Here is a 13511-nt window from a genome sequence, read left to right as displayed (position 1 = left end):
CAGGAACGCGGTGTGACTGAAAAAAAAGCAGGGGAGCGCTTCGCACTCCAGCGGGGATAAATCCCCTCACCACAACGGTGCTCACTCAAGATTGGGTTTCCAGACCTTAAAACCACCTGTTTAGTGTGGTCGCCTCGGCAAAAGGCGGGTTAGACTCGCTGGTCCCGCCCAGTCGCCAGTGATGCTTTCCGATGCTCGAACAGTACGTCAAAAAGATCCTCACCTCGCGCGTTTATGACGTTGCCGTAGAAACCCCGCTGCAGAACGCCCGTCAGCTCTCCGAGCGGCTGGGCAATGACATCTGGCTCAAGCGCGAAGACTTGCAGCCAGTGTTCTCGTTCAAGATTCGCGGCGCCTACAACAAGCTGACGCAATTGAGCGACGAAGAGCGCGCTCGTGGCGTGGTCACCGCGTCGGCGGGCAATCATGCGCAGGGTCTGGCTCTGGCGGCGAAAGTGTTGGGCGTCAAAGCCACCATCGTCATGCCCAAGACCACCCCGGAAATCAAAGTCGAAGGCGTGCGTTCGCGCGGCGGCAAAGTGGTGCTGCACGGTGACTCGTTTCCGGAAGCGCTGGCCTATTCGCTGAAACTGGTCGATGAAAAAGGCTACGTCTACATCCACCCGTACGATGATCCGCACACCATTGCCGGGCAGGGCACCGTGGCCATGGAAATCCTGCGTCAGCACCCGCAGCCGCTGGACGCGATCTTCGTCCCGGTCGGCGGTGGCGGGCTGATCGCCGGTATCGCGGCTTACGTTAAGTACCTGCGTCCGGACATCAAGGTGATTGGCGTCGAACCGGACGATTCCAACTGTCTGCAAGCAGCGATGGCTGCCGGTGAGCGCGTGGTTCTGCCGACCGTCGGCATCTTCGCCGACGGCGTGGCGGTGGCGCAGATCGGCCAGTACACCTTCGAGATCTGCAAGGATTACGTCGACGAAGTGATTACTGTCAGCACCGACGAGATCTGCGCCGCGATCAAGGATATCTACGACGATACCCGCTCAATCACCGAGCCTGCCGGCGCATTGGGCGTGGCCGGGATCAAGAAGTACGTCGAGCAGCGTGGCGTCAGCGGCCAGACTTTCGTCGCCATCGACTCCGGCGCCAACGTCAACTTCGACCGCCTGCGCCACGTCGCCGAGCGCGCCGAACTTGGGGAAGGTCGCGAAGCGATCATCGCCGTGACCATTCCCGAGAAGGCCGGCAGCTTCAAAGCGTTCTGCGAAGCCATCGGCAAGCGCCAGATCACTGAATTCAATTACCGCTACAACACCGGCAGCGAAGCGCACATCTTTGTTGGCGTGCAGACTCACCCGGACAATGATCCGCGCAGCGCCTTGCTGGCGAGCCTGACCGAGCAGGGTTTTCCGGTTATCGACCTGACCGACAACGAACTGGCCAAGCTGCACATTCGCCACATGGTCGGTGGCCGCGCCGCGCAGGTGGTCGATGAAGTGGTGCTGCGTTTCGAATTCCCGGAGCGTCCGGGCGCGTTGTTCAACTTCCTCAACAAGCTCGGCGGGCGCTGGAATATCTCGATGTTCCACTACCGCAACCACGGCGCAGCGGACGGGCGTGTGGTCGCCGGCCTGCAAGTGCCCCATGACGAACGTCATCTGGTGCCGGCGGCACTGGCGGAAATCGGCTACCCGTATTGGGATGAAAGCGACAACCCGGCCTATCAGCTGTTTCTTGGCTGAACGGCTACGCTGATGGGCATGGATCTACGGAAGAGAACGACATGGAAACCCTGACCACCCTGAAAGTCCTCCACGTTGCGGCGACCGTGGTCATCCTCGCGAGCGGGCTGGGGCTCGCCGCCCTGACCTGGCGTAATCGCAGCGAAGGGCCGGCCAGTACGATGCGCCGTCCCTGGCTGTTTATCTGGTGCCTGATGCTGATTGGCATGCTCAGCATGCCTTTCACCGGCTGGTGGCTGGTGCATCTGGTTGGCTGGCCACTGGGGCAATTGTGGATTCTGGGATCCAGCGTGATCTACGCCGTGGCCACATTCAGTGCGGTCTGGCTGCTGGTCCGGCTGGATCGGCTGTGGACAAGCGGGGTGGGCAATCGCAAGTTCAATCTGGCCCTGGCGATTGTCAGCGGCGTCGGATTTGTCGCCATAGCGGCGTTGATGGGGGCGAAGCCGGTTTAAGGCTTGAGGCCGAGTTGACCCCCATCGCTGGCAAGCCAGCTCCCACAGGGGTATTCAGTGAACACAGATTAAGTGGACACTGACAACCCTGTGGGAGCTGGCTTGCCAGCGATAGCAATATCAGCCGCGCAACGAAATCACCGGCCAGCCACGCTTCTCGGCCTCGGCCCGCAGATTCGGATCCGGGTCCACCGCCACCGGATTCGCCACCTGCTCCAGCAGCGGCAGATCATTCATCGAATCGCTATAGAAATAGCTGTCCTCGAGCGAATAGCCGGTCTCTTCCAGCCAGCGATTGAGGCGCGTGACCTTGCCTTCGCGGAAGCACGGGATGTCGGTGCTGCGCCCGCTGTAGCGGCCGTCGATCATTTCGCATTCGGTGGCAATCAGGGTTTCCACGCCCAGGCGCACGGCGATCGGTGCCGTCACGAAACGGTTGGTGGCGGTGATGATCACTAGTTTGTCGCCGGCATCGCGGTGCTTCTTCAGCAGCTCCAGTGCCTTGGGCAGCACGATCGGCTCGATGCAGTCGCGCATGTAATCGCTGTGCCATTGCTCAAGCACGGCCATTTCCGTGCGGCCGAGAATTTCCAGACAGAAGTTCAGGTAGGCAGCGTTGTCCAGCTTGCCGGCCAGGTAATCCTGATAGAACTGGTCGTTGCGCGCCTTGTAGGCGATCGGGTCGAGGAAGCCGCGCTCGCACAGATAATCGCCCCAGGCGTGATCGCTGTCGCCGCCCAGTAGGGTGTTGTCCAAATCGAATAGAGCCAGGCGCATTGCAGTTACCCGCTGAAAAGTCAGTAAAAAGGCGACAAGAATACGGTCTTTTCACAAGAGTGCACATAAGGTAGGAACCTTCGTTGCCGCCTGATCAAGCTTTGTGGAACAATGCGGCGACATGCGTTTGCGAGGTTGTTGCCGTGATCGACCCCGATGGTTTCCGCCCCAATGTCGGGATCATTCTGACGAATGACGCCGGCCAGGTGCTATGGGCTCGCCGTATCAATCAGGACGCCTGGCAGTTTCCGCAAGGGGGGATCAACCCCGAGGAGACGCCGGAAGACGCCTTGTACCGCGAGCTGAACGAAGAAGTTGGCCTGGAACGTGAAGATGTTGAAATACTGGCCTGTACCCGGGGCTGGTTGCGCTATCGTTTGCCGCAACGCCTGGTGCGTACCCACAGCCAACCGCTGTGCATCGGCCAGAAACAGAAATGGTTCCTCCTGCGCCTGATCTCCAACGAGCAGCGGGTGCGGATGGATCTGACCGGTAAACCGGAGTTCGATGGCTGGCGCTGGGTCAGCTATTGGTATCCGTTGGGCCAGGTGGTGACATTCAAGCGCGAGGTGTATCGACGCGCTCTCAAAGAGCTTGCCCCGCGCCTTTTAGCGCGCGACTGACGACGGAGTTCGACCCCGAGCCATGCTCAATACGCTGCGCAAGATCGTCCAGGAAGTTAACTCCGCCAAGGATCTCAAGGCGGCGTTGGGGATTATTGTGTTGCGCGTCAAAGAGGCCATGGGCAGCCAGGTCTGCTCGGTCTACCTGCTTGATCCGGAAACCAATCGCTTCGTCCTGATGGCCACCGAGGGCTTGAACAAGCGCTCGATCGGCAAGGTCAGCATGGCCCCCAACGAGGGTCTGGTCGGTCTGGTCGGCACGCGTGAAGAACCCCTGAATCTGGAAAACGCGTCGGTTCACCCGCGCTATCGCTACTTCGCCGAAACCGGTGAAGAGCGTTACGCCTCGTTCCTCGGTGCACCGATCATCCACCACCGCCGCGTCGTCGGCGTGTTGGTCATCCAGCAGAAAGAACGCCGCCAGTTCGACGAAGGTGAAGAAGCCTTCCTCGTGACCATGAGCGCGCAGCTTGCCGGTGTGATCGCCCACGCCGAGGCCACCGGTTCGATCCGTGGTCTGGGCCGGCAGGGCAAGGGCATTCAGGAAGCCAAGTTCGTCGGCGTACCGGGTTCGCCGGGTGCTGCCGTCGGTACCGCCGTGGTCATGCTGCCGCCGGCGGATCTGGACGTGGTGCCGGACAAGACCATCACCGACATCGACGCTGAGCTGGCGCTGTTCAAGACTGCCATCGAAGGCGTGCGCGCCGACATGCGCGCCTTGTCCGCCAAACTCGCGACCCAACTGCGCCCGGAAGAGCGCGCGTTGTTCGACGTCTACCTGATGATGCTCGACGATGCCTCGCTGGGCAGCGAAATCACCACCGTGATCAAGACGGGGCAGTGGGCTCAGGGCGCGCTGCGTCAGGTGGTCACTGAGCACGTCAACCGTTTCGAACTGATGGACGACGCCTACCTGCGCGAACGCGCCTCGGACGTCAAAGACCTTGGCCGCCGTCTGCTCGCCTATCTGCAGGAAGAGCGCCAGCAGAATCTGGTCTACCCGGAAAAAACCATTCTGGTCAGCGAAGAGCTGACGCCGGCGATGCTCGGCGAGGTGCCGGAAGGCACGCTGGTCGGTCTGGTTTCGGTACTCGGTTCGGGTAACTCTCACGTCGCGATTCTCGCCCGAGCCATGGGCATTCCGACAGTGATGGGCCTGGTCGATCTGCCGTACGCCAAGGTCGACGGCATCGAAATGATCGTCGACGGCACCCGTGGCGAGGTCTACACCAACCCGAGCGAAGTGCTGCGCAAGCAGTTCGCCGAAGTCGTCGAAGAAGAGAAACAACTGGCGCTGGGCCTCGACACCCTGCGCGACCTGCCGTGCGTGACCCTCGATGGCCACCGCATGCCGCTGTGGGTCAACACCGGCCTGCTCGCCGATGTGGCGCGGGCGCAGAAGCGTGGCGCCGAAGGGGTCGGTCTGTACCGCACCGAAGTGCCGTTCATGATCAACCAGCGCTTCCCGAGCGAGAAGGAACAGCTGGCGATCTACCGCGAACAGCTCGCCGCGTTCCACCCGCAACCGGTGACCATGCGCAGCCTCGACATCGGCGGTGACAAATCGCTGTCGTACTTCCCGATCAAGGAAGACAACCCGTTCCTCGGCTGGCGCGGTATCCGCGTCACCCTCGACCACCCGGAAATCTTCCTCGTGCAGACCCGCGCGATGCTCAAGGCCAGCGAAGGCCTGAACAACCTGCGGATTCTGCTGCCGATGATCTCCGGCACTCACGAACTCGAAGAGGCCCTGCACCTGATCCACCGCGCCTGGGGCGAAGTGCGCGACGAAGGCACCGACGTGCCGATGCCGCCGATCGGCGTGATGATCGAGATCCCGGCAGCGGTGTACCAGACCAAGGAACTGGCGCGGATGGTCGATTTCCTTTCGGTCGGCTCCAACGACCTGACCCAGTACCTGCTGGCGGTAGACCGCAACAACCCGCGCGTCGCCGACCTCTACGACTATCTGCACCCGGCGGTGCTGCAAGCCCTGCAAACCGTGGTCACTGACGCCCACGCCGAAGGCAAACCGGTGAGCATCTGCGGCGAGATGGCCGGTGATCCGGCGGCGGCGGTGCTGTTGATGGCGATGGGTTTCGACAGCCTGTCGATGAACGCCACCAACCTGCCGAAGGTGAAGTGGATGTTGCGTCAGGTGAACCTGAGCAAGGCCCAGGAGATGCTGGCCGAACTGATGAAGATCGATAACCCGCAGGTTATCCACAGCTCGCTGCAACTGGCGCTGAAGAATCTCGGGTTGGCCAAGATGAATTCGCCGGTGGTGACCAAGGCTCTCTAAAGATCAAAGGCCCCTCACCCTAGCCCTCCCGAGACGTCGGACCGCCCAGAGGGAGAGGGGACTGATTGGGGGATGCTGCAGAACTCCGTCGACCTGTAAGTGCTTTGCTGAATCCATAATCGACTCGATCTCTCAGGTCGATGTATACCGCAAGGCACTTCGGTCGGCCCCCTCTCCCTCCGGGAGAGGGCTGGGGTGAGGGGCTGCTGTTAGACACAAACCTCAACTTCCCCGAGATGCCCGCCATACGGCCCAAAACTGCGCTCCACCATCCGCCGCGTTCCGTCCGCCTGCACAACCAACGCTGTACTCGCCCGCGTGCCATAACTCTGGCTGGCAATAAACACGCTCGACAACAATGCTTCCGTCGCCATGCCCACCCCGGTATCCGGCAACTCCGCCTCGGGGGCGGTCTGTGCATCGCTGAGCAGGGTCAACAAGCGCTCAGGCTGCGGATCATCCAGTACCGCGCTCAACGCCGCCCTGGCCTTGAGCAGTTTCGGCCACGGCGTATCCAGCCCCGCGTTGGATAACCCATAAACTCCAGGCTGCAACATCACCGGCTCTGACGCCCGCGCATTGAAGTGCCACAACTCATGGGCATTGCCCAGCAGCAGATTGAACCCGGCATATTCGGCGGCACGACCCACCACATCGCTCAAATAATCATCAATCGACAGATCGCCCGCAAGAAACCGCGCCACCAGCTCGCCCCGGGATTTGGTCGCGGGCGGCTGTTGCGGATCGCGGATATTGGTCAGCGCGGCGAAGCGTCCGTTGCTGCCGATCCCCAGCCACGTGCCGCCGGCTTCAAGATCGCGCCCGGCATGCACATGCGGCGCCTCGGGCCACGGCGCCAATGGCAGGCTGGGGCGGGCGTAGAATTCGTCGCGGTTGGCCGCGACGATCAGCGGCTGGGCATGGTCCGGGCGCCAAGCGAAAACAATCAGGCACATAAGGTGGTCCTTGTGTGTTTTTTGCCCACTCTACGCATCCGGCGTCCGTGCATCCATCGCCAGTGGAGCAGAAGGCTGCGCATCCGTTAACATGCCGCTCCTGTTTTGCCGATGCGTGCTGGAGACGGTCATGGAATTTCTGCTCTACCTGGCGCTCGGTGCCTGTGCGGGCGTGCTCGCCGGGCTGTTTGGCGTTGGCGGCGGGATCATCATCGTCCCGGTGCTGGTGTTCAGCTTCACTTTGCAGGGCTTCGATCAGTCGATTCTTACGCATTTGGCAGTAGGGACGTCGCTGGCGACGATCATATTCACCTCGGTCAACGCCGTGCGTGAACATCACCGTCGCGGCGCGGTGCGCTGGGCGATTTTTCGCTGGATGACCGTGGGCATTCTGCTCGGCGCCGGTTTCGGGGCGCTGACTGCTGAAGCGATCTCCGGGCCGAACCTGCAAAAGATCATCGGCGTATTTGCTCTGGTGATCGCCGTGCAACTGGCGCTGGACGTCAAACCCAAGGCCAGCCGAACGGTACCGGGCAAACTCGGTCTGACTGCCGCCGGTACGGTGATTGGCTGGGCCTCGGCGATTTTCGGTATAGGCGGCGGCTCGCTGACCGTGCCGTTTCTGACCTGGCGCAGCGTGCCGATGCAGCAGGCCGTGGCGACCTCATCGGCCTGTGGCCTGCCGATCGCTTTGGCCAGTGCAGCAAGTTTCATGATTCTGGGGTGGCACGATCCGTTGTTGCCGGCCCATAGTCTCGGTTTTGTGTATTTGCCGGCATTGTTGGGCATCGCCCTGACCAGCATGGTCTTCGCTCGGCTCGGTGCGCGTCTGGCACACAGGTTGTCGCCGCGCTTGCTGAAAAGGCTGTTCGCCGCTTTGCTGTTCTGCGTGGGATTGAGCTTTCTGCTCTGACCGCGTGGCAATCCTGGCTTAATCCTGAGGTGGCAGCGTCACCCGGGAATTTTGCTTTCAACTCTAACAAGGAGTCGCAATGCTGCCTTACCCGCAGATCGACCCGGTGGCCCTGGCCATCGGTCCGCTGAAAATCCACTGGTACGGTCTGATGTACCTGATCGGCATCGGCGGCGCGTGGCTGTTGGCGTCGCGCCGGCTCAACCGCTTCGACCCGACCTGGACCAAGGAGAAACTCTCCGATCTGGTGTTCTGGCTATCGATGGGCGTGATCGTTGGCGGCCGTCTGGGTTACGTGCTGTTCTATGATCTGAGCGCGTACCTGGCCAACCCGACGCTGATTTTCGAAGTGTGGAAGGGCGGCATGTCGTTCCACGGCGGATTCATCGGCGTGATGCTCGCGGCCTTGTGGTTCGGCAAGCGCAATGGCAAGTCGTTCTTCCAGCTCATGGACTTCGTCGCGCCGATGGTGCCGATCGGTCTGGGCGCCGGGCGCATCGGCAACTTCATCAACGCCGAGTTGTGGGGCAAGGCCACCGACGTGCCGTGGGCAATGGTGTTCCCGCCGTTCAGCGATCCGGCGCAGTTGCCGCGCCACCCGTCGCAGCTGTATCAGTTCGCCCTCGAAGGCGTGGCGCTGTTCCTGATCCTGTGGATCTTCTCGCGCAAACCGCGTCCGACCATGGCGGTCTCCGGCATGTTCGCGCTGTTCTACGGCATCTTCCGTTTCATCGTCGAGTTCGTCCGCGTCCCGGATGCTCAGCTCGGCTACTTGGCGTGGAACTGGCTGACCATGGGCCAGGTGCTCTGCGTGCCGATGATTGTCGGCGGGCTGTTGCTGATCTGGCTGGCCTATCGTCGCGCCCCGGCAGCGCCGCTCGCGCCGACGGCTTAAACTACGAACCCCGGCGCGCGACGCCGGGGCTCCAAGGACACAGGTAACTCATGAAGCAATATCTCGAACTGGTCTCGCACGTCATTCAGAACGGCACCAAACAGGCCAACCGCACCGGTATCAACACCATCAGTTTCCCGGGAGCGATGCTGCGTTTCGATCTGCAGGAAGGCTTCCCGGCGATCACCACGCGCAAAATGGCCTTCAAATCGGCCATCGGCGAGATGTGCGGGTTTCTCCGTGGCGTGAACAACGCCGCTGAATTCCGCGCGCTGGGCTGCAAGGTCTGGGACCAGAACGCCAACGAAAACGCGCAGTGGCTGGCCAATCCGTTCCGCCAGGGCGACGACGACCTCGGTGAAATCTACGGCGTGCAATGGCGCAAATGGCCGGCGTACAAGCAGATCCCGCTGAGCAACACCGCCGCCATTGAACAAACCCTGGCCAACGGCTACAAGCAGATCGCTCAGGGCGAAGAAGACGGCCAGGCTTACGTCGTGCTGTACAAGGCGATCGATCAGGTGCGCCAGTGCGTCGACACGATCATCAACGATCCGGGCAGCCGCCGCATCCTGTTCCACGGCTGGAACGTCGCCCAGCTCGATGAAATGGCCCTGCCGCCATGCCATCTGCTGTACCAGTTCCACCCGAATGTCGAGACCAAAGAGATCTCGCTGACCCTGTACATCCGCTCCAATGATCTGGGCCTGGGCACGCCGTTCAACCTCACCGAAGGCGCCGCACTGCTGAGCCTGATCGGTCGCCTGACCGGTTACACGCCGCGCTGGTTCACCTATTTCATCGGCGATGCGCACGTCTACGAAAACCACCTGGACATGCTCAACGAACAGCTCAAGCGCGAGCCGTTTGCCATGCCGAAACTGAAAATCTCCGACCGCGTGCCGGAGTTTGCCAAGACTGGTGTATATCAGCCGGAGTGGCTGGAGCTGGTGGAACCGAGCGATTTCTCGCTGGAAGGCTACGAGCACCACCCACCAATGACCGCGCCGATGGCGGTCTAAACCACACCGCAATATCCCTGTGGGAGCGAGCCTGCTCGCGAAGAGGGCGTGTCAGTCACAGATGTGTCGACTGATACACCGCTTTCGCGAGCAGGCTCGCTCCCACATTTGTTTTTGCGGTGTGCTTAGTGGCCGTGGCTACGGCCTACGTGGGAGTGTTCGACTTCGGTCGCGACAACCCCGCCACTCACCTCCAGCCGCTGCAAGATCCCGCATTGATCCGCCTCCGGCCCTTCGCCACAGCGTTGGCGCAGGTCGAGCAGTTGTGTCTGCAAGGCCAGCAAGCCATCAATCCGCGCCTTCACATGCTGAATATGTTCGTCGATCAGCGCATTGACGCTCTCGCACTGATCCTGCGGGCTGTCGCGTAGGGCGAGCAGGCTGCGGATTTCTTCGAGGGTCATGTCGAGGGTGCGGCAGTTGCGGATGAAGGTCAGGCGCTCGGCGTGGGCCTGGGTGTAGACGCGGTAGTTGCCGTCGCTGCGCGCCGGTTCCGGCAGGAGGTTTTCGCGCTCGTAGTAGCGGATGGTTTCAACCGCACAGTCGGTGAGTTTCGCCAGTTCGCCGATCTTCATGACCGCCATCTCCAAAAGGGTGCTTGACCCTATAGTGGCTACAGGGTCTTTACTTGGCAACAGGCACCTTCATGGACGCGACCAATGAGCGATTCCCTGCACACCCACAAGCCCGGCGACGGTCACGATCACAGTCATAAATTGCAGCCCGTGCATAAACATGCGCATGGCGGCGATTCCTGCTGCTCGTCAAAAGCCGCCGCACCTGCGCGGGTGCAACTGAGCGAAAAGACCAGCGCCGACGCGCGCCTGAGCAGCTTCCGCATCGAGGCGATGGACTGCCCGACCGAGCAGACGCTGATCCAGAACAAGCTCGGCAAACTGGCCGGCGTGCAGCAGCTGGAATTCAATCTGATTAACCGCGTGCTTGGCGTGACCCACAATCTGCCGGGCACCGAGCCGATCACCGAAGCGATCAACTCCCTCGGCATGCACGCCGAGCCGCTGGAGGAGGGCGTCGATGCGCCGGCACCGGCAGCGGTGAAAAAACACTGGTGGCCATTGGCGCTGTCCGGCTTGACCGCGCTGGGCGCCGAAGTCATTCATTTCACCAGCGCCGCGCCGGACTGGGTGGTGGCAGTCGTTGCGCTGGTGTCGATCCTCAGCGGCGGCCTCGGCACTTATAAAAAGGGCTGGATCGCCCTGAAGAACCGCAATCTCAACATCAATGCGCTGATGAGCATCGCCGTGACGGGCGCGATCCTCATCGGCCAGTGGCCGGAAGCGGCGATGGTGATGTTCCTGTTCACCGTCGCCGAGCTGATTGAGGCGCGCTCGCTGGATCGTGCACGCAATGCGATCAGCGGCTTGATGCAGATGACCCCGGAGCAGGCCACGGTATTGCAGGCTGACGGCAACTGGCGCGAACAAGAGGTAAAAAGCGTCGATCTCGGCGCCCGCGTGCGGGTGAAACCCGGCGAGCGCATCGCGCTGGACGGCGCGGTGGTCAGCGGCAGCTCGACCATCGACCAAGCGCCGATCACCGGCGAAAGCCTGCCGGTGGAAAAAACCGTCGGTGACAAAGTCTTCGCGGGCACCATCAATCAGGCCGGTTCGCTGGAATACACGGTGACCGCTGCGGCGAACAATTCGACCCTGGCGCGGATCATTCACGCCGTCGAACAGGCCCAGGGCGCGCGGGCGCCGACGCAGCGTTTCGTTGACCAATTCTCGAAAATCTACACCCCGGCGGTCTTCGTCTTCGCCTTGGCCGTGGCGATCATCCCGCCGTTGTTCATGGGCGCGGCGTGGTTCGACTGGATCTACCGCGCGCTGGTGTTGCTGGTGGTTGCCTGCCCGTGCGCACTGGTGATTTCCACCCCGGTGACCATCGTCAGCGGCCTCGCGGCAGCCGCGCGCAAGGGCATTCTGGTCAAGGGCGGCGTGTATCTGGAGGGCGGCTTCAAGCTTGATTATCTGGCGCTGGACAAGACCGGCACGATCACCCACGGCAAACCGGTGCAGACCGATTACCTGTCACTCGACCCGACAGCCGATGCCAGCGCACCGGCAATCGCCGCCGCGCTGGCCGGGCGCTCCGATCACCCGGTGTCGCTGGCGATTGCCAACGCCGCTGTGGATAAAAACCTCGCCGCGCTGACTGTGGATAACTTCGCCGCGCTGGGCGGGCGGGGCGTCAAAGGCGACATCAACGGCCAGACTTATCACTTGGGCAACCATCGTCTGGTCGAAGAGCTTGGCCTGTGCTCACCGCAGCTGGAAGAGAAGCTGTTCGCCCTGGAAAAGCAGGGCAAATCCGTGGTGTTGCTGCTCGACAAATCAGGCCCGCTGGCGCTGTTCGCCGTGGCCGACACGGTCAAGGAAACCAGCCGCGAAGCGATTCGTCAGTTGCATGAACTCGGCGTGAAAACCCTGATGCTGACCGGCGACAACGTCCACACCGCGCAAGCGATTGCCGCCCAGGTCGGCATCGACGAGGCGCGCGGCGACTTGCTGCCGACCGACAAGCTGCAAGCGATTGAAGATCTGTACAAGCAGGGCCACCGGGTCGGTATGGTCGGCGATGGCATCAACGACGCCCCGGCACTGGCCCGCGCCGAGATCGGTTTCGCCATGGCCGCCGCCGGCACCGATACCGCGATCGAAACCGCCGATGTCGCCCTGATGGACGACGATCTGCGCAAGATCCCCGCGTTCATCAGCCTGTCGCGCAACACCGCCAGCATCCTGAAACAGAACATCGCACTGGCGCTGGTGATCAAGGCGATCTTTCTTGCGGTAACCTTTGCCGGGCTTGCCACCATGTGGATGGCGGTGTTTGCCGATATGGGTGTGAGCCTGCTGGTGGTGTTCAACGGTTTGCGCCTGCTGCGCAAATAGATGAGGAAAGAGTGTGCTGAGTGCCGAGCTGAAAGCGTTTTACATGGTCGCCCGCCTGGGCAGCATTACGCTGGCGGCGAAAAAACTCGGCCTCAGCCAACCGACCGTGACCACGCAAATCCGCAATCTGGAGAGTCAGTATTCGGTGGAACTGTTCTACCGTGGCGGGCGCCGCTTAAGCGTCAGTGACGAAGGCGCGCGCTTGCTGCCGATGGTCAAGACCCTATTGCAGCAAGAGGCCGACATCGAGTTCTTTCTGCGCAATAGCGGGCAAGTGCAGGGCACGCTGCGCATTGCCGCGACGGCGCCGTATTACATCCTCGATCTGGTGAAGACCTTCCGCGAGCGTTTGCCGCAGGTGGAAGTGTCGGTGGAAATCGGCAACTCGCAGCAGGTCCTGGAAGCGCTGGAGGATTACCGCGTGGATGTCGCGGCATCGTCGCAGTTGCTCGACGATGCAAGGTTGATTCGCCGGGTGCTCGGCACCGATCCGCTGGTGCTGGCGGTGCATCGCAATCATCCGTTGGCCTCGCTGGAGCATGTGACGTTGAATGCGCTGGCCGGGCATACGTTGTTGATGCGCGAGCCGGGTTCGACCACGCGGCGGTTGACCGAAGAGTTGCTGGCCAGCGCCGGGGTCAGTTTCGGGCCGTTGCTGGAAATCGGCAGCCGCGAGTCCATTCGCGAGGCGGTGTTGCGCAATATCGGCATCAGCATCATTGCCCGGCAGGAGGTGCCGCATGATCCGCAGTTGCGCGTGCTGACCATCGAGAATGCGCCGCAGATTCCGGAGTATCTGTATTGCCTCAAAGAGCGCAAGGGTGCGCGTCTGCCGGCGGCGTTCCTCGGCTTGGCACAAGAGATGTCTCCTGCGTAATGATCGTTCCCACGCTCCGCGTGGGAATGCAGCCCGGGACGCTCTGCGTCCCAAAAGCCGAACGCGGAGC

12 protein-coding genes are annotated in these 13511 nt (G+C 61.8%); 9 read left to right on the top strand and 3 right to left on the bottom strand.

What is annotated here, in order from left to right:
* Positions 1-191 precede the first annotated feature (191 nt).
* Both ilvA and AB4N41_RS07320 read left to right on the top strand, forming a co-directional pair.
* Complete coding sequence (ilvA, locus tag AB4N41_RS07325; protein WP_071172186.1) at positions 192-1706, top strand: threonine ammonia-lyase, biosynthetic; 1515 nt, start codon at positions 192-194, stop codon at positions 1704-1706.
* 41 nt (positions 1707-1747) lie between these two features.
* Entirely contained in the window at positions 1748-2161 is a 414-nt protein-coding gene (locus tag AB4N41_RS07320) for a DUF2269 family protein (protein WP_076564472.1), read from the top strand.
* A gap of 120 nt (positions 2162-2281) precedes the next feature.
* Here AB4N41_RS07320 and AB4N41_RS07315 read toward each other — a convergent pair whose 3' ends face one another.
* Positions 2282-2938 (bottom strand): histidinol-phosphatase, encoded by a 657-nt coding sequence (locus AB4N41_RS07315; protein ID WP_252877072.1) that lies wholly within the window; start codon positions 2936-2938, stop codon positions 2282-2284.
* Between the two features lie 143 nt (positions 2939-3081).
* Here AB4N41_RS07315 and AB4N41_RS07310 point away from each other — a divergent pair, with 143 nt between their 5' ends.
* Positions 3082-3561, top strand: a complete 480-nt coding sequence (locus tag AB4N41_RS07310; RefSeq protein WP_003229203.1) for an RNA pyrophosphohydrolase — start codon at positions 3082-3084, stop codon at positions 3559-3561.
* Between the two features lie 22 nt (positions 3562-3583).
* On the top strand, positions 3584-5863 hold the full coding sequence (gene ptsP, locus AB4N41_RS07305) for a phosphoenolpyruvate--protein phosphotransferase (protein WP_041476855.1): 2280 nt from the start codon (positions 3584-3586) through the stop codon (positions 5861-5863).
* Between the two features lie 209 nt (positions 5864-6072).
* Here the strand turns inward: ptsP and AB4N41_RS07300 are convergent, their stop codons facing one another.
* On the bottom strand, positions 6073-6819 hold the full coding sequence (locus AB4N41_RS07300; RefSeq protein ID WP_252877071.1) for an NRDE family protein: 747 nt from the start codon (positions 6817-6819) through the stop codon (positions 6073-6075).
* Between the two features lie 130 nt (positions 6820-6949).
* Here AB4N41_RS07300 and AB4N41_RS07295 point away from each other — a divergent pair, with 130 nt between their 5' ends.
* The 3 genes from AB4N41_RS07295 (at position 6950) to AB4N41_RS07285 (ending at position 9649) form a co-directional block, all read left to right on the top strand.
* Positions 6950-7732 (top strand): sulfite exporter TauE/SafE family protein, encoded by a 783-nt coding sequence (locus AB4N41_RS07295; protein ID WP_016772682.1) that lies wholly within the window; start codon positions 6950-6952, stop codon positions 7730-7732.
* A gap of 79 nt (positions 7733-7811) precedes the next feature.
* Complete coding sequence (lgt, locus tag AB4N41_RS07290; protein ID WP_016772683.1) at positions 7812-8627, top strand: prolipoprotein diacylglyceryl transferase; 816 nt, start codon at positions 7812-7814, stop codon at positions 8625-8627.
* 50 nt (positions 8628-8677) lie between these two features.
* Positions 8678-9649, top strand: coding sequence for a thymidylate synthase (locus tag AB4N41_RS07285; RefSeq protein WP_122705641.1), 972 nt, complete (start codon positions 8678-8680; stop codon positions 9647-9649).
* A gap of 125 nt (positions 9650-9774) precedes the next feature.
* Here the strand turns inward: AB4N41_RS07285 and cadR are convergent, their stop codons facing one another.
* Positions 9775-10224: a Cd(II)/Pb(II)-responsive transcriptional regulator gene (gene cadR / locus AB4N41_RS07280; protein WP_016772685.1), complete on the bottom strand. Its 450-nt coding sequence runs from the start codon at positions 10222-10224 to the stop codon at positions 9775-9777.
* An 84-nt stretch (positions 10225-10308) separates the two neighbouring features.
* Between cadR and AB4N41_RS07275 the strand changes: the two genes are divergently transcribed.
* Both AB4N41_RS07275 and AB4N41_RS07270 read left to right on the top strand, forming a co-directional pair.
* On the top strand, positions 10309-12564 hold the full coding sequence (locus tag AB4N41_RS07275; RefSeq protein ID WP_252877070.1) for a heavy metal translocating P-type ATPase: 2256 nt from the start codon (positions 10309-10311) through the stop codon (positions 12562-12564).
* A gap of 13 nt (positions 12565-12577) precedes the next feature.
* Positions 12578-13441 (top strand): LysR family transcriptional regulator, encoded by an 864-nt coding sequence (locus tag AB4N41_RS07270; protein ID WP_024014693.1) that lies wholly within the window; start codon positions 12578-12580, stop codon positions 13439-13441.
* The last annotated feature ends 70 nt before the right edge of the window (positions 13442-13511 follow it).

Source organism: Pseudomonas sp. S2_A10 (assembly GCF_054668465.1).
This window is presented reverse-complemented; position numbering and strand designations above follow the sequence as displayed.